12 protein-coding genes and 1 pseudogene are annotated in these 15,906 nt (G+C 45.4%); 8 read left to right on the plus strand and 5 right to left on the minus strand.

Annotated elements, in window-relative coordinates:
- The first annotated feature begins 137 nt into the window (after positions 1–137).
- The 3 genes from QUA33_RS10240 to QUA33_RS10250 are packed head-to-tail and all read left to right on the plus strand — an operon-like array spanning position 138 to position 3,256.
- A complete protein-coding gene (locus tag QUA33_RS10240) occupies positions 138–1,556 on the plus strand; it encodes an ATP-binding protein (RefSeq protein ID WP_333148512.1) in 1,419 nt (472 codons plus the stop codon).
- Positions 1,553–2,338, plus strand: coding sequence for an exodeoxyribonuclease III (gene xth / locus QUA33_RS10245; protein WP_333148513.1), 786 nt, complete (start codon positions 1,553–1,555; stop codon positions 2,336–2,338). The genes QUA33_RS10240 and xth overlap by 4 nt, the downstream gene beginning before the upstream one ends.
- Positions 2,339–2,380: 42 nt before the next feature.
- Positions 2,381–3,256 (plus strand): SDR family oxidoreductase, encoded by an 876-nt coding sequence (locus tag QUA33_RS10250; protein WP_333148514.1) that lies wholly within the window; start codon positions 2,381–2,383, stop codon positions 3,254–3,256.
- A 75-nt stretch (positions 3,257–3,331) separates the two neighbouring features.
- On the opposite strand, the gene QUA33_RS10255 is transcribed toward QUA33_RS10250, so the two are convergent.
- The 3 genes from QUA33_RS10255 to QUA33_RS10265 all read right to left on the minus strand — a co-directional run bounded on the left by QUA33_RS10255 (position 3,332) and on the right by QUA33_RS10265 (position 6,324).
- Complete coding sequence (locus QUA33_RS10255) at positions 3,332–4,453, minus strand: EAL domain-containing protein (RefSeq protein WP_333148515.1); 1,122 nt, start codon at positions 4,451–4,453, stop codon at positions 3,332–3,334.
- 803 nt (positions 4,454–5,256) lie between these two features.
- Complete coding sequence (locus QUA33_RS10260) at positions 5,257–6,090, minus strand: transposase (RefSeq protein WP_333148545.1); 834 nt, start codon at positions 6,088–6,090, stop codon at positions 5,257–5,259.
- 36 nt (positions 6,091–6,126) lie between these two features.
- Positions 6,127–6,324: a helix-turn-helix domain-containing protein gene (locus QUA33_RS10265; RefSeq protein ID WP_333148516.1), complete on the minus strand. Its 198-nt coding sequence runs from the start codon at positions 6,322–6,324 to the stop codon at positions 6,127–6,129.
- A 51-nt stretch (positions 6,325–6,375) separates the two neighbouring features.
- On the opposite strand from QUA33_RS10265, the pseudogene tnpA reads away from it, so the two are divergent.
- From tnpA to metH, 3 genes and pseudogenes are all read left to right on the plus strand, one after another.
- Positions 6,376–6,810 (plus strand): annotated as a pseudogene (tnpA, locus tag QUA33_RS10270) (IS200/IS605 family transposase).
- A 184-nt stretch (positions 6,811–6,994) separates the two neighbouring features.
- Positions 6,995–7,270: a hypothetical protein gene (locus QUA33_RS10275; protein WP_333148517.1), complete on the plus strand. Its 276-nt coding sequence runs from the start codon at positions 6,995–6,997 to the stop codon at positions 7,268–7,270.
- A gap of 143 nt (positions 7,271–7,413) precedes the next feature.
- The gene (gene metH, locus QUA33_RS10280; protein ID WP_333148518.1) at positions 7,414–11,016 is read left to right on the plus strand and encodes a methionine synthase; all 3,603 of its coding nucleotides are present in this window, start codon (positions 7,414–7,416) and stop codon (positions 11,014–11,016) included.
- A 258-nt stretch (positions 11,017–11,274) separates the two neighbouring features.
- On the opposite strand, the gene QUA33_RS10285 is transcribed toward metH, so the two are convergent.
- Both QUA33_RS10285 and QUA33_RS10290 read right to left on the minus strand, forming a co-directional pair.
- Positions 11,275–11,898: a hypothetical protein gene (locus QUA33_RS10285; protein WP_333148519.1), complete on the minus strand. Its 624-nt coding sequence runs from the start codon at positions 11,896–11,898 to the stop codon at positions 11,275–11,277.
- Between the two features lie 269 nt (positions 11,899–12,167).
- Positions 12,168–12,494, minus strand: coding sequence for a YbjQ family protein (locus tag QUA33_RS10290; protein ID WP_172184303.1), 327 nt, complete (start codon positions 12,492–12,494; stop codon positions 12,168–12,170).
- 150 nt (positions 12,495–12,644) lie between these two features.
- On the opposite strand from QUA33_RS10290, the gene QUA33_RS10295 reads away from it, so the two are divergent.
- On the plus strand, positions 12,645–13,745 hold the full coding sequence (locus QUA33_RS10295) for a tetratricopeptide repeat protein (RefSeq protein ID WP_333095839.1): 1,101 nt from the start codon (positions 12,645–12,647) through the stop codon (positions 13,743–13,745).
- Positions 13,746–14,177: 432 nt separating this feature from the next.
- Positions 14,178–15,875, plus strand: coding sequence for a beta-carotene ketolase CrtO (crtO, locus tag QUA33_RS10300; RefSeq protein ID WP_333148520.1), 1,698 nt, complete (start codon positions 14,178–14,180; stop codon positions 15,873–15,875).
- The last annotated feature ends 31 nt before the right edge of the window (positions 15,876–15,906 follow it).

The following is a 15,906-nucleotide window of genomic DNA, read 5'->3' on the forward strand; positions in this document are numbered from 1 at the left end:
AAGCCATATAAAGTCATATTTAGTAGTTTTTTTCTATCCCAAGTAGGTCATAAAAAGTCACATTTAGTTGGTTGCTACTGAAAAAGTCATATTTAGTTGGGTTACAATCAGGTCAACCCCTTGCACCTGCGTGACCGATGGACGTTGAAGAAGCCTTAGAATTTGTTGACCATCTAGCTTTGACTACTACGGGAAAACATTTAGATAGTCTGCAAAAAGCTATATTACGTGGCGCTTGGGACAATCAGAAATATAAAGAAATTGCACAGCATCACAACCGTTCAGAGAAATATGTTAAAGAGGTTGGCTTTAAATTATGGAAACTTCTATCAGTTGCATTAGAAGATGGAGATGTTTGCAAAGCAAATTTTAGAGAAAAATTAGAAAATGGGCGATTTTCCAATATCTCATGTTTCGGGAAAGACTATATACAAATTGGTAGTGTCTCCGCTGAGACTTTGCACTCCCTAAAAATCTCACAATCTGAACCGCAAGACAAGAATAAATTTAACGAAAAAACAAGCAATTCCGAACCCAAAGTACATTTAGATTTAGCTGATGCACCAGAACCCAACCTATTCTATAACCGCACATCCGAACTCTCCACCCTCGAAAACTGGATTTTAGGCCGCACCCGCCTCATCACCATCCTAGGCTTATCCGGTATTGGCAAAACCGCCCTTACACTCCAACTAATCCCACAAATTCAACACGAATTCGACTACATCATCTGGCGAAGTCTCCGCAACTCTCCACCGCTGGCATCACTCCAAACCGAGTTAATTCAATTCTGTAGGGGCGGTGCCCCCGTGCCCGCCCCCTCGGTGTCCGCCCCCTATCCAGAAGAAAGGGCAACCACCAGGGGATTGCCCCTACTAGAATATTTACGATCGCACCGCTGTCTCATCATCCTCGATGACATCCAAACCATTTTCAGCAGCCAACAACTCGCAGGAAATTACCAACCTGGATATGAAAATTACGGCGCATTCTTCAAACAAATAACAGAATCATCCCACAACAGTTGCCTCATCCTCCTGAGTTGGGAAAAACCCAGAGAAATCGCCGCCTTAGAAGGCGAAAACCGCCCCTGCAAATCGCTGCAACTCAACGGTTTAGGGCCGGAAGCACAGGAAATATTCAGAGACAAAGGATTAGCAGAAGAGGAAAAATGGTCAGAACTAATCGACCTTTACCGAGGCAATCCTTTATGGTTAAATATAATTGCCACATTAATTCAAGACTTGTTCGGCGGCAGCGTTTCCGAATTCCTCTCCTATGATACCCTATTCTTAGGTGACTTAGAATCACTCCTGCACCAGCATTTCGATCGCCTAACCGCATCCGAACAACAGGCGATCGCATGGCTAGCCAATACCCCCGAACCAGCCGACATCTCAAAAATACCAGAAAACCTGCAACTCTCACCGCCCGAACTATTGAAAGTCATGCAATCTTTAGGACGACGGTCATTAGTTGAAACAGTAAAACCCAATGGGCGATCGCACTTTACGATCGCGCCAGTAATCAGAGAGTATATAACAAACAAAAAATGAAAATCGCCACCTGGAACGTCAACTCAATCCGCACCCGCATAGAACACGTTACTAGCTGGCTGCAAACAAACTCCCCAGACGTTCTCTGCCTCCAAGAAACCAAAGTTCCCGATAAAGACTTCCCCCTAGAACCCTTCATCAACCTGGGCTACAACTGCTACATTTCCGGTCAAAAATCCTACAACGGCGTTGCCATTTTTAGCCGATCGCCCCTAACGCAAATCAACACCGGATTTTCCCCCCTTCTCGGCGACAAAACCGCAGATATTTTTGACGAACAAAAACGCCTAATAGCCGGGGTTATAGACGATATTTGCATTATTTGCGTATACGTTCCCAACGGTTCCGAAGTCGGCAGCGAGAAATATGAGTACAAACTAAAGTGGCTCAAACTGCTGCAAGAATACCTCAAAATAGCACTGGATAAATCCCCCAACTTGTGCATTTGCGGCGACTTCAACATCGTCCCGGACGATCGAGATATCCACAATCCCAAAGCCAATGCCAACTCCGTCGGCTTGTCTGTCGCCGAGCGCCTCGCACTCACAGAAATCATAGAATTAGGATTAAACGACCCCTTTCGCAAATTCACCTCAGAAGGCGGCCATTATAGTTGGTGGGACTATCGCGCCGCCGCATTTCCCCGCAACAACGGCTGGAGAATCGACCACCATTATCTCAGCCCTCCCCTCTACGAACAAGCAAAAAACTGTACAATAGATATTGCTCCCAGAAAATTAATCAAACCCAGCGACCACGCCCCCGTAATTGTCGAAATTTGATCTATCGGTTATAAGGTTAATAACAACCAACAACTAAAAATTATGTTCTTAGTAACTGGAGCAACAGGCGCACTAGGCCGCCGAATTGTACGAGAAATCAGACAGCAAGAGAAGCCTGTCCGCGCATTCGTTCGCCTCGCATCTCGCTACTCAGAACTAGAAAACCGAGGCGCCGAGATTTTTATCGGCGACTTAAAACAAGACAAAGATATTAAAAAAGCCTGCCAAGGAGTGCAATACATCATCAGCAGCCACGGCACCGGCGGCGACGTTCAAGCAGTACACTACCGCGCTAACATAGAATTGATCGACTGCGCCAAAGAAGCCGGAGTGCAGCACTTTGTCTTTATTTCGGTACTGGGAGTCGATCGGGGATACGAAGATTCCGCAGTATTCAAAGCCAAGCGAGAAGTAGAAAAATACCTGCAAAACAGCGGCTTGAATTATACAATCTTGCGGCCTGCAGGTTTTGCTTCCAGCTTGTTACCGCTAGCAGAAAGATTTCGAGAAACTGGACTTTACCTGCTGATTGGCGACGGCAAAAACCGCACCTCTGTTGTCAGTACCGACGACTTAGCAAAGATTGCCGCAGACTCCCCAACAGTCGAAGGCGCCCGCAACCAAATTCTGCGAGTCGGTGGCCCGGATGTGCTGACAAGAGACGACATTCCCCGCATTTTTGGACGCTTATTCAATCGCGAACCGGTGGTAATCAACCCGCCACTGGTTGTGTTTGACGGTTTGAGAAATGCCTTGGGTTTATTGAATCCTCAAGCTCAAAAAGATTTAGGAACTTTGCGCGTATTGCTGGGTAACGAGTATTTCTGCACTCCCGAAGAAGTGCAAAACTTGGAATCAATCTACGGCATGAGAATGGAATCCTTAGAAAGCTTTCTGCGGCGCAATTTGAGCGTTTAAGATGCTAGTTATTCTCGTTCCCCGGCTCTGCCTGGGAACGAGCCAATGTAGCGCCAAATCGCAACTGAAAACCATTTAAGCAGAAATAGGTAGTGGTTCAGCACCAATATAGCTGGTAACTGCTATCGGCGGAGAAGTCGGCTTCGCAATCAAATAACCTTGAACAAAAGTTGCTCCCCGTTCCCGCACCCACTCAAACTCCTCCAAAGTTTCCACACCTTCAGCAACAGTTTTAATATCTAATTGAGCAGCAATTTCTAACATCTTTTCCGTAATTAGTGCCTTATAATAATCTTGATGGACATTGCGAATCAATTGCATATCCAATTTAATAAAATCAGGATGCAGTTGGTGCATTAAATTTAAATTAGAAGAACCGCTGCCAAAATCGTCTAGGGCAATTAAAAATCCCGCCTCTCGGTAAAACCTCAGAATATTAATCAAGTGATCGATATCAGGAGGGTGCTGAGATTCCGCTACTTCAAAAACAATATTGCTGTGAGGAATTCCCGCTTCATCAATAGCCTGTACTGTTCTTCGCAGGCACGTAGCGGGATCGTAAACTGAAGTGGGAGAAAAATTAATAAAAAGTAGTTCTTTGATATTGTAAACATGGGCTTCGCGGATAGCGCGAGTCCGGGCTAAAACATCTAGTTGAAAAATTAAGCCTGCTGATTCTGCTTGGGCAAAAATCCTACCCGGATAAATTAAGTTTCCTTGCTCGTCAATTCCTCGGAGCAGCGCTTCGTGGGCAAAAATTTTAGAAGTATCTGAGGTGTAAACAATGGGCTGAAAATGCGTAGTAATGCGTTCTTCGTACAATAAATCTAACAGCCAATCATAGTTACTCAAATTAATAAAAGAGTCTAAGGAAGTGCTACGATAAAAATCGCTAAGCTTTGGCTGTTCAACTTCGCGCATCCACAAAACTTTTGTCTCTTTCAACTCTTGAGTTGTCAGCACCGATGATGCTAGGGCGCTAAAATCTTCTCTCGCTATTCCCTCAAGGATAACGTACAAGCACTTGCTCTCTTCTAAAAACCGAAATTCAAGTTTAGCCTTAGCCAGCGCAGAAATAACCTTGGTCAGCGTGTGCGATACTGGAAACCACAGGTATAAACCTCCGCTGCCCTCTATTTTTGCGGGTACTGTTTCGCAGCGAGGGCAGGAGCCGAAGCCTTTCCCACTTATTTGCATTGGAATATCCTCCGGTTTTGGGGTTAATTTTAGACACGCTAACAAGTAGATTTTATTTTAAGCTCATTCACCTATTAATTCATCTATCTCAAGATGTAAATCTTGATGAACTGGTATTTAAGAATTATTGCAATATTTATACATTCTTGCAGTATTTATACTTACCTCTGGTTTCAAACCTTAGTCAAAGTTCTCAGCATTGAGCAAGTAGCTGTAATTGAACAATGTCCCAAATCATCACAGAGGGAGAAGACAAAGACTTGTTCTGTATTCTCTACTGCTGCTCTGATTGTTTACGTTTTATTCTATATATTCTATAATTCCCTTTGCCAAAACAGTGGCTACAGTTGATTTTCTAGCAAAAGGGAATTAAAACGCTCGATCGCCCGCTCCATTAATTTATTCCAACCCGAAATATAAACAGCCGGACGATCGCCCAAAACAAACTCACTTGCTTCGGAATATCCAGTTTAATTTTATAATCTGGATGACAGGATTTGAATTAAGCTTTCTGACTTATTTTACCACTTTCCGCCATCGTAGCTCCTACCCTCGCTCAATCTAGGGAACCTGTTCTGCGTCTGAGCGAAAACTGAGTGACCTGTTGTAAGCTTTACACGATAAGCAGACTCAGTAAGAGGGACAATTGAGCGAAAGATGAACGAAAAATCTAACTCATTAAAATACTCACCGACCTGAAGGTGGGGTGATTCTTGACGCTTCATAGGGTTCTGCTAACCGTTGCTAATCTGACAAACCCTCTGCGCCCGTTTAGAGTCGTGCCGATTCCCCATCCCGACTTTCTATCTAATTTTAGCCCCATTCTCATCTCTGTCTTGATCAGTGCCACAACTCATGCAAAGCAATGAACGGATAGACAGATCAATTTTTCCCCACTTAAAGCCACAGTCCGCACAGACTTGGCTAGTAGGTTCCCACCTACTAATTACTTGAAACTCTCTGCCAAATTTCTCGGATTTTGCTTCACAGAGAGTTCTAAATTCTCTCCATACTTGTTGGCTAATCGCCCTTGAGAGTTTCCGATTCTTCAGCATTCCTGACACCTTCAAATCTTCCAGAATAATCACTTGGTTTTGCTTGACTATTTTGGTTGACACTTTATGCAGGAAATCTTTACGGGTATCGGCAATGGGATTATGTAATTTAGCAATCTCGATCCGAGTTACATTTCTTCTTTGAGAATCTTTTGGCTGACGGGCTAACTCGCGTTGGAGTTTACGAGCTTGTCGGTCTAACTTTTTATAAATAGGAATTTCAGCTTTTTCACCATTGCTCATCACTGCCAAAGTTTTCATCCCTAAGTCAATTCCGATACTTTGGTTTTTCACCTCAGATTGAATTGGTTGAACTTCTACGAAAAAACTCAGGAAATAGCGATTTGCACAATTTTTGATTACTGTGACGGAGCTAGGTTCAGACGGGAGGCTTCTTGACCAGACTGGGTTGACGATACCAATTTTAGCTAAATAGACACCGCCATTCCTAAAAGAAAAACGTCCTATCCTAAATCGCGCCGATTGGCTATTTTGCTTGAATATAAAATACAGAAATTTACGATCTTTCCGCTTTCCTTTACAGCAGTTGAAAAAGTTCTTGAAAGCTGCCTTACAAATCAGCTAGATACTGCTGTAAATGAATGTTATAAGCTTCACTTAACCAAAGTTTTTATTCGGTCTTTTTCGTCGGGTTATTACTACTTTTTGTAATTCAACCGAACTTGGCTTTTTTTGAGACGGTTTGCACAGAGCTAGACCATCTTTCCCGACTACCCAGACGCATCCAAACAACTGAGGTAAGCTCTCATGCTGTTGCCTTGTTGGATAGAATCTGTAACGAAACCTTGTTTTCATGGTTATATTGATATTGGTCTGTAGGTCGAATTATATATTGGTTTGCAAAGTATGACCACTGTTTACCGGCGGGAACGCCATTCTGTTAAAGAACTTACAATACACTTGGTCTGTGTTACAAAGTATCGTCGGTCTATATTTACAGTTGAAAGTATTGATTTGATTGAAAAGTAGTTTCGAGATGTGGCAGAAAAAATGAATTTTCAAGTGCTGGAATTCAAGGGCGAGGGCAATCATGTTCACGCGCTGATTGAGTATCCGACCAAGTTGTCTATCTCTCAAATAGTTAACGCATTAAAGGGCGTCTCTAGCCGTTGCTACGGACAGGCTGGACATAAGAAGCCTTACAAGGAAGCATTATGAAGTCCTAGTTATTTTGCTGTTTCTGTAGGGGGTGCGCCTTTAGAGATTTTAAAGGAGTATATTAGAAATCAAGAAAAGCCGGCTATTAAAGAAGGGGCTTGTATCCCAATTTCTTGGTCATAATTCTCCTGATGTAAAAATGTTTGCTGTTTCTACACCCTTAAGACCATCCGACAACCTAATTTGTGAATTTTTCGAGTTATCCATAAAGATAGCTGTGCAGGTACCCACTTAATTCCATTTGCTATCGCTTCTTCGGTACCAACCATTCTTCAATCAGTTCGTTTACTAATCAAAGAAACATCTGATGAACAAGCAATGGGTTCCGATCGAATTCCGTCTCTTAGTAGAACAAACATTCAAACCATTACTTGCACCAGGAGTAGCGATCGTAGTTATCAGCCTAACTACGAGACAGCCGAGAATTAAATCGCCCTTAAACATCACTCGTTTAATTATTTCGATCGCATTTTCGCCAAATTCCTCAACAGTTAAGCGAAAAAATCCATCACAACTAGCTCGTTTTCCCCCCCGCAGCCTCACCCACAACAGAATTTTGACAATTATCCAGGGCGATCGGTAAAATTACAGGTACGATCGAACTATTGTCAGCAGCATTAAATCCTTCAGTAATTAGTCGTTTGCCAACAGTCACATAATTGTTGACAATATTGCACAATAGATAAAATTGTAAATATATAGCACCTGCGTTTTTTTTGACCGCTTATGAATAGCAGATTCCTCGATCGACTCCACCACCCCTCGCGCCCCGTCATCGTCTTCGACGGCGCGATGGGAACCAACCTGCAAGTCCAAAACCTCACCGCAGAAGACTTTGGTGGCAAAGAATACGAAGGTTGCAACGAATATCTCGTCCACACGAAACCGGAAGCCGTAGCCAACGTGCACCGGGGATTCCTCGAAGCAGGGGCCGATGTCATCGAAACAGACACCTTCGGTGGCGCTTCCATCGTACTCGCCGAATACGATTTGGCAGACAAAGCATATTATCTCAACAAAACTGCCGCCGAACTTGCCAAGGGTATCGCCGCCGAATTTTCCACACCAGAAAAACCTCGATTTGTCGCAGGATCGATCGGGCCAGGCACCAAATTGCCCACATTAGGACACATTGATTTTGACACTCTCACCGCAGCTTTTGCCGAACAAGCAGAAGGACTTTATGACGGCGGGGTTGACTTATTTATTGTCGAAACTTGTCAAGATGTGCTGCAAATTAAATCAGCATTAAATGCCATTGAAGAAGTATTTAAGAAAAAAGGTGCGCGAATTCCGTTAATGGTATCAGTCACAATGGAAGCCACCGGCACAATGTTAGTCGGTTCCGACATCAGCGCCGCCCTAGCCATTTTGCAGCCGTACCCGATCGACATTTTAGGCCTGAACTGCGCCACCGGCCCCGATCGCATGGCCGAACACGTCAAATACCTTTCCGAACATTCGCCCTTCGTCGTTTCCTGCGTTCCCAACGCCGGTTTACCCGAAAACATCGGCGGGCACGCGCACTACAAACTCACGCCAATAGAATTAAAAATGGCCTTGATGCGCTTTGTCGAAGACTTAGGCGTGCAAGTCATCGGCGGCTGCTGCGGCACCCGCTACGATCACATCCGCGAACTATCAGAAATTGGCAAAACTCTTAAACCCAAAATCCGCGAATTTACTTGGGAACCTTCCGCCGCTTCAATTTACACCGCCCAACCCTACGAACAAGATAATTCCTTCTTAATTGTCGGCGAAAGACTCAACGCCAGCGGTTCCAAAAAATGCCGCGATTTGCTAAACGCCGAAGACTGGGACGGTTTAGTAGCAATGGCCCGGGAACAAGTGCGAGAAGGCGCGCACATTCTCGATGTCAACGTGGATTATGTCGGCCGCGACGGCGTGCGAGACATGAAAGAATTAGTTTCCCGCGTTGTGACTAATGCCACTCTCCCTTTAATGCTGGATTCCACAGAATGGGAAAAGATGGAAGCAGGCTTAAAAGTGGCGGGCGGCAAATGTTTGCTGAATTCCACTAACTACGAAGACGGAGAACCGCGTTTTTATCAAGTTTTGGAGTTGGCGAAAAAATACGGCGCGGGCATAGTTATCGGGACAATTGACGAAGACGGAATGGCCAGAACTGCTGACCAAAAATTTGCGATCGCCCAACGCGCCTATAACGCCGCCGTCGCCTACGGAATTCCACCCGAAGAAATCTTTTTTGATACCCTAGCATTGCCAATTTCTACCGGGATTGAAGAAGACAGAAAAAACGGCAAAGCTACCATCGAATCGATCCGCCGCATCCGCCAAGAATTACCAGGCTGTCACGTAATTTTAGGAGTTTCTAACATTTCCTTCGGTTTGAATCCGGCTGCGCGGCAAGTTTTGAATTCTATGTTTTTGCACGAAGCAATGCAAGCCGGGATGGACTCGGCAATTGTCAGTGCCAATAAGATTTTGCCCCTCGCCAAAATCGACCCCAAACACCAAGAAATCTGCCGTAAACTCATTTACGACGAACGGGAGTTTGACGGCGAAATTTGCGTTTATGACCCCTTGGGCGAGCTGACAACGGTGTTTGCGGGCAAAACCACCAAGCGCGATCGTACAGAAGACGCCAGCCTCCCGGTAGAAGAACGTCTCAAGCAGCACATTATCGACGGCGAACGCATTGGGCTCGACATCCAACTCGCCAAAGCATTAGAAACCTATCCGCCCCTCCACATTATCAATACCTTCTTGCTAGACGGCATGAAAGTAGTCGGAGAATTGTTCGGTTCGGGACAAATGCAACTGCCATTTGTATTGCAGTCTGCAGAAACCATGAAAGCGGCAGTTGCCTATTTAGAACCGCACATGGAAAAGTCCGAATCCGGGGACAACGCCAAAGGAACATTTATCATCGCTACTGTCAAAGGCGACGTTCACGACATCGGCAAAAACTTGGTTGATATTATCCTATCAAACAACGGCTACCGAGTGATTAACTTGGGTATTAAACAGTCGGTTGACAATATTATCGAAGCCTACGAAAAACACCAAGCCGACTGTATTGCCATGAGTGGCTTGCTGGTAAAGTCCACCGCCTTCATGAAAGAGAATCTGGAAGTATTCAACCAGAAAGGAATCACCGTTCCGGTAATTTTGGGTGGCGCGGCTTTGACTCCCAAGTTTGTACATGAAGACTGCCAAAATACTTATAAAGGTAAAGTAATTTACGGCAAAGATGCGTTTTCTGACTTGCATTTTATGGACAAACTAATGCCAGCAAAATCTGCTGGTAAATGGGAAGATTTGCAAGGATTTTTAGATGAAATAGAGGATGATTATGGGGCGGTTAAAGAAGCTAAAGCTTCGCCAGAAAATACTGTAGAAGAGGCCAATAAAGCAGACACTCCTGTGGTGATTGATACCAGGCGCTCCGAAGCAGTTGCAGCAGATATCGATCGCCCGACTCCTCCTTTCTGGGGTACGAAACTGTTGCAGGGAGAAGACATCCCCTTTGAGGAGATTTTCTGGCACTTAGATTTGCAAGCCTTAGTTGCCGGTCAGTGGCAGTTCCGCAAGCCAAAAGACCAATCGCGGGAAGAATACGATGCTTTCTTAGCTGAGAAAGTTTATCCCATATTGGAAGAGTGGAAACACAAAATTATCACCGAAAAGTTACTGCATCCGCAAGCAATTTACGGGTATTTTCCCTGTCAAGCTGAAGGCAATTCCTTGCATTTGTACGATCCGCAAATTATGAATGGGGGGCAAACAACAATCAATGGCGGGCAAGATGCCCGCCCCACAACAGAAAGTGGCACAGGCATCTTGCCTGTGGCTGCAACATTCACATTTCCCCGGCAAAAATCGGCGCGCAGGCTGTGCATTGCCGACTTCTTCGCCCCCAAAGAATCGGGTAAAATCGATGTATTTCCGATGCAAGTAGCGACAGTGGGAGAAATTGCTACAGAGTACGCGCAAAAGCTATTTGCTAACAATCAATATACCGACTATCTCTACTTTCACGGGTTAGCGGTACAAACAGCGGAAGCAATCGCAGAGTGGACTCACGCGCGAATTCGCCGGGAATTGGGCTTTGGTAGCGAAGAACCGGACAACATTCGCGATATGCTAGCGCAAAGATATCGCGGTTCGCGGTACAGTTTTGGCTATCCCGCTTGTCCGAATATGGCGGATCAGTACAAGCAATTGGAATTGTTAAAGTGCGATCGTATCAACCTCTATATGGATGAAAGCGAACAACTTTATCCCGAACAATCCACAACTGCAATTATCACGTATCACCCAGCAGCCAAATACTTCAGCGCTTAATTGCTAGGGTGCGCTATAAGCACCTTTCTCTCGTTTTTCTCGTTCCTTCTCCTCGTTCCCAGGCTCTGCCTGGGAACAAAGAGTCGGAGGCTCTGCCTCCATTTAAAAACCAGGAGGCAGAGCCTCAAGAAATGCGTTCCCAGGTAGAACCTGGGAACGAGAAAACGAGAAAAAAATAGTTCACTAATTAAACCAACAAAAAAGCACCTTAACAAAAGTGCTTTCATTAATATAAACTTTCCGTGTCTGACGAAACTTTTATGAGTAATTCCGGGGAGTGCGGGCGCCGGCAGATGCTCCTACCATCGAAGCAACTAAACCCAATAGTGAGCCGAACAAAAACGACCAACCAGCTTTCGCGGCATTACCAGCAATATTGCGAGCATCCTGAGCAGATACGTTAGGTGCTCTGTTCGGCAAATCGACCCCGCCTTGCTGCGCTTGATTAATTGCTTCTCCCGCATTCGCAGCTATGACGCCAAAAGTACCGGCCACGCCATTTGCTAACAGCCAAGAGCCAATTGTTAAGGTGGTTGCCCACAAAATTGCTCCGTTCAAAAGCGCTGTATTGCGATTCATCGGGCCGCAAGCGCGAGCAGTTACCCAACCGCCAACGGCCAAGCTAATTAACAAACTGATAATTGACCAAATGCCGACGCCGGTACCCACGTCCCCTGAAATAGTGCGCGGAGCTCCTGAACCAGCAATGCTGCTCAAGCCGATCGCAGCACCCAATGCACTTAACACCAGTTGTGTGCCGATCGCAATTACCAAACCCGAAAAAATCGGGCCCCAACGTACTCGATCGTGGTATTCCATCATTGAATTCACAACCACGGGTTCGGTACCAACGTTATCTACAGGTCTATTTACGTATGACATAGGTTTTTCTTTCCTCTGAGAGTTGCTTTAATTTTTAAGAATCTTTCACCTAAGCATTGATTGTGGCTGAGATTGATAAAAACTATATCTGCCTGGGGAAATAACCAGTCTCTATGTCTGAAGAAAGAAACGAAAAAGTCATCAGCCCTCAGCCAGTCGCTATTAGCTAATGACTGATGATTGATGACTGATGAGTGATGAATATTTTATCCCGTTAGAAAAGTTCGCGGACGTATACAGGAAATGCGGACGTATAGAGAAAATACAGCTTAACGCAATCTTACAGCCGTTCCAACGGCAGTAATCAGCAGCAAAGCCCCGCTCGAGTCTACATTAATCGTGCCCGTGTCAACTTCCACCCCGATTACGGCATTGGCGCCCAGGCGCTGGGCCCGTTTTTCCAGTTCCGCGAGGGCATCTCGCTGTCCTTTGAGAAACACTTCCTCGTAACTGCCGGTGCGCCCGCCGATGATGTCGCGAATGCCCGCGAAGAAATCTCGCAGGGCATTGGTGCCGTAGACAACCTCAGCAGTTACAATTCCCAGGTAAGATTGAATTTCTGCTCCTTGGATGATATCAGTTGTTGTTACAATCATCAGTTGGCCTCAGTCGCGAAAATTTTGAGTGGGTCTTGTTCTGTAGATTTACTACATCTCGCCGCTCAAAGATTCCTGGTAAACCATAAGTTGTCAGCTTGCTAAGCTGACAGCAACTCGCTCTTTCATTCCACACACTCTTTGAAACAAATGGCCGTGAACAAACAAAGTCTCTTGGTATTCAGTACGTTGCTAGTAGCGGGACTCGCTGTCGCAGCGCCGCAGATAGCGCTCTCAGCAGAAACGTCAGTTGAAGTCAAACCTCAAAATAATTCAGATTTAGATGCTCTGCTGCGACAAGGGCGCGAGTTGGTAGATTTAGGAGACTACAGTAAGGCGATCGCCATTTATCAGGAAGCGGCACGTTTAGATACGGAAAACCCCCGCATTTTTTCTGGTATTGGCTATTTAGAAGCGCGTCAAGGCAACTATCAAGCCTCAGTAGAATTTTACCAACAAGCGATCGGTCTGGAACCGAACAATGCTGACTTCCAATACGCCTTAGGATATGCTATGGCGAATTTACAAAACTATCCCGCAGCAGCCACAGCTTATCGCCGCGCCGCTCAGCTCGATCGCAAAAATGTCAATGCCCGGATCGGTCTCGGAGTGGTACTCTTTCAGCAAAAAGATTACAGCGGTTCTTTTAAAGCATACCAAGAGGCGATCGCCCTCGATCCGAAAAATTGGCAAGCTTATTCTTCAATGGGTTTAGTATTGATCCAGCAGGGAAGTTTTGCCAGTGCTGTCACCGTACTCCAACAAGCAGCCGAACTCGCTCCCAAACAAGCAGGTGTCCAGTTAAAATTAGGCACTGCTTTGTTGCGTGCCGGCTATACTTCCGAAGGGCTAGCAGCTTTTGAAGAAGCTGCAAAATTGGAGCCCCGCAATCCAGAAGTGCAGTTAGAAATTGGCGAACTTCTCAAGGGTCAAAATGACTTAGACGGAGCGCTGGCAGCTTATCAGCGGGCTATTGCGGTGCGACCAAATTTAGTGGAAGCACACGCAGGAATCGGGGAAATTCAACTGGAAAAACAAGATTTTTTAGGAGCGATTACCACTTTTGGGCGAGTGATCAAGCTCGATCCAAACAGGGCAGAAGCTTATTACAATATGGGTACGGCACTCAAAGCGCGCGATCGCAAATCTGAAGCAATTGAAGCTTTTCAACAAGCCCTTGATACTTACCGCCAGCAAGGCAACAATGATGGTGTACAAAAAGCTGAGGCGGCGCTACAGCAACTCAAGTAATATCTTTTAATGTACTAATTGGTAATGGGCTAGCAGTTTTGAGTGTGAAGTAAGTAATTTTACTAGGGCTTAACTCCTTCCACTCGCCGTGTTGCAAGGAAAAAAGCAATCTCAAAACTGTTTCTCTTGCCTATTTCCTATGCCCCCTTTCCTGTTTCTTCTTCCTTCTTACTTCGTTTGCTTAATTTTTAAATTGAATGTCGATAAATGTGGCTAAATAGAGTAAAATATTGGCGCGATTTTAGAACTGCGGTCACTCTGTAACTTTAAGAATAAATAAGGGCGATCGCACCACAGCATTTTGTTAAAGCTCCATCTTTTGTAATATGCTAAAACGGCTTACTGACAATGAATCTATTTCTATTGGTAGAGACAGCCAACTTGTTAACATTTGTAAAATAAGCAAAATATCCTATCTCTAGAACTTCATCTATGCAAACGTATGATGTCATTATCATAGGCGCAGGTCACAACGGACTCGTCTGTGCCTCTTACCTGCTGAAAGCTGGATATACTGTCCTCTTGTTAGAAAAACGTTCAGTTCCCGGCGGGGCGGCAACTACCGAAGCTGCGATTCCCGAATTGCCGGATTTTAAATTCAATCTTTGCGCGATCGACCACGAATTTATCCATTTAGGACCAGTTGTAGAAGAATTAGAACTGGAAAAACACGGTTTAGAATATCTTTTCTGCGATCCAGTTGCCTTTTGTCCGCATCCCGACGGCAAATATTTCTTAGCCCACAAATCTGTAGAAAAAACTTGTGCTGAAATTGCCCGCTACAACGAGCGCGATGCTAAAAAATATGCCGAATATACAGACTTTTGGCAGCGGGCTTTAGGTGCAATGGTTCCGATGTTTAATGCGCCACCAAAATCCATCATAGATATTCTGGGCAACTACGATATTTCAAAGATCAAAGATTTATTGTCAGTCATCGGTTCCCCCGACAAAACGCTGGACTTTATTCGCACAATGCTCACCAGCGCTGAAGACATTGTTAACGAGTGGTTTGACGAGGAATTTATCAAAGCACCCCTAGCAAGATTCGCCTCAGAACTCGGCGCGCCTCCTTCCCAAAAAACCCTGGCTGTAGGCGCAATTATGCTGGCAATGAGGCACAATCCCGGCATGGCAAGACCGCGCGGAGGGACGGGTGCATTAGTGCAAGCGCTGCTTAATGTAGTGAAAAAATACTCGGGTGTGGTACTTACCGACCAGCACGTCGAGAAAATATTAGTTGATGATGGTCGCGCTGTGGGAGTTCGAGTTGCCGGCGGCACGGAATACCGCGCTACAAAAGGTGTCATTTCTAATATTGATGCTAAGCGCTTGTTTCTGCACTTAATGGACTCCAGCGATGTTGACAGTGCCGACCCGGATTTGCGGGAAAGATTGGAGCGCAAAATTGTTAACAATAACGAGACTATTCTCAAAATAGACTTAGCTCTCAATGAAATGCCCAAGTTTGAGCGTTGGAATCATCGGGACGAATTTTTAATCGGTTCGGTTTTAATTGCAGACTCGGTGAGACACGTTGAAATCGCTCACAGCGACCCTTCAATTGGCAGAATTCCCGATTCAGACCCATCGATGTATGTGGTATTTCCGACAGTACTAGACCCGTCAATGGCTCCCCCCGGACATCATACGGCTTGGATTGAATTTTTTGCTCCTTACACGATCGAAAATGCTGAAGGAACCGGCCAACACGGTACGGGTTGGACGGATGAGCTGAAAAACAAAGTTGCCGATCGCTGCATTGATAAATTAGCAGAATATGCACCTAATATCAAGAATTCCATTATCGGCCGCCGCGTGGAAAGTCCGGCAGAATTGGGAGAGCGTTTGGGTGCTTTGAAGGGGAATTATTACCACGTTGACATGACGCTGGATCAGATGATATTTTTCCGTCCTTTACCAGAGTTGGCGAATTACAAAACGCCGATCGAGGGTTTGTTTCTCACGGGGGCGGGAACGCATCCGGGCGGATCGATTTCGGGTATGCCGGGACGCAATACGGCTCGCGTTTTCATGCACTCGCAGCAGCCTTTCGCGCAGACTTTCGCAGATGCGGCTAATACTCTGAAAGCGAAGGGTAAGTCGGTATTTCGGAGTAATGAGAAGTAAGATTTTTAGCAAGCGCAGATAAACGCCGATA

The sequence above is a fragment of the Microcoleus sp. Pol14D4 genome (assembly GCF_036701245.1).
GTDB lineage: Bacteria > Cyanobacteriota > Cyanobacteriia > Cyanobacteriales > Microcoleaceae > Microcoleus.

Excerpts from the sequence above, each read along its gene's own strand:
- QUA33_RS10240 (WP_333148512.1), top strand. The coding sequence starts at position 138 with ATGGACGTTGAAGAAGCCTTAGAATTTGTTGACCATCTAGCTTTGACT.
- xth (WP_333148513.1), top strand. The coding sequence starts at position 1,553 with ATGAAAATCGCCACCTGGAACGTCAACTCAATCCGCACCCGCATAGAA.
- QUA33_RS10250 (WP_333148514.1), top strand. The coding sequence starts at position 2,381 with ATGTTCTTAGTAACTGGAGCAACAGGCGCACTAGGCCGCCGAATTGTA.
- QUA33_RS10255 (WP_333148515.1), bottom strand. The coding sequence starts at position 4,453 with ATGCAAATAAGTGGGAAAGGCTTCGGCTCCTGCCCTCGCTGCGAAACA.
- QUA33_RS10265 (WP_333148516.1), bottom strand. The coding sequence starts at position 6,324 with ATGAAAACAAGGTTTCGTTACAGATTCTATCCAACAAGGCAACAGCAT.
- QUA33_RS10275 (WP_333148517.1), top strand. The coding sequence starts at position 6,995 with ATGAACAAGCAATGGGTTCCGATCGAATTCCGTCTCTTAGTAGAACAA.
- metH (WP_333148518.1), top strand. The coding sequence starts at position 7,414 with ATGAATAGCAGATTCCTCGATCGACTCCACCACCCCTCGCGCCCCGTC.
- QUA33_RS10285 (WP_333148519.1), bottom strand. The coding sequence starts at position 11,898 with ATGTCATACGTAAATAGACCTGTAGATAACGTTGGTACCGAACCCGTG.
- QUA33_RS10290 (WP_172184303.1), bottom strand. The coding sequence starts at position 12,494 with ATGATTGTAACAACAACTGATATCATCCAAGGAGCAGAAATTCAATCT.
- QUA33_RS10295 (WP_333095839.1), top strand. The coding sequence starts at position 12,645 with ATGGCCGTGAACAAACAAAGTCTCTTGGTATTCAGTACGTTGCTAGTA.
- crtO (WP_333148520.1), top strand. The coding sequence starts at position 14,178 with ATGCAAACGTATGATGTCATTATCATAGGCGCAGGTCACAACGGACTC.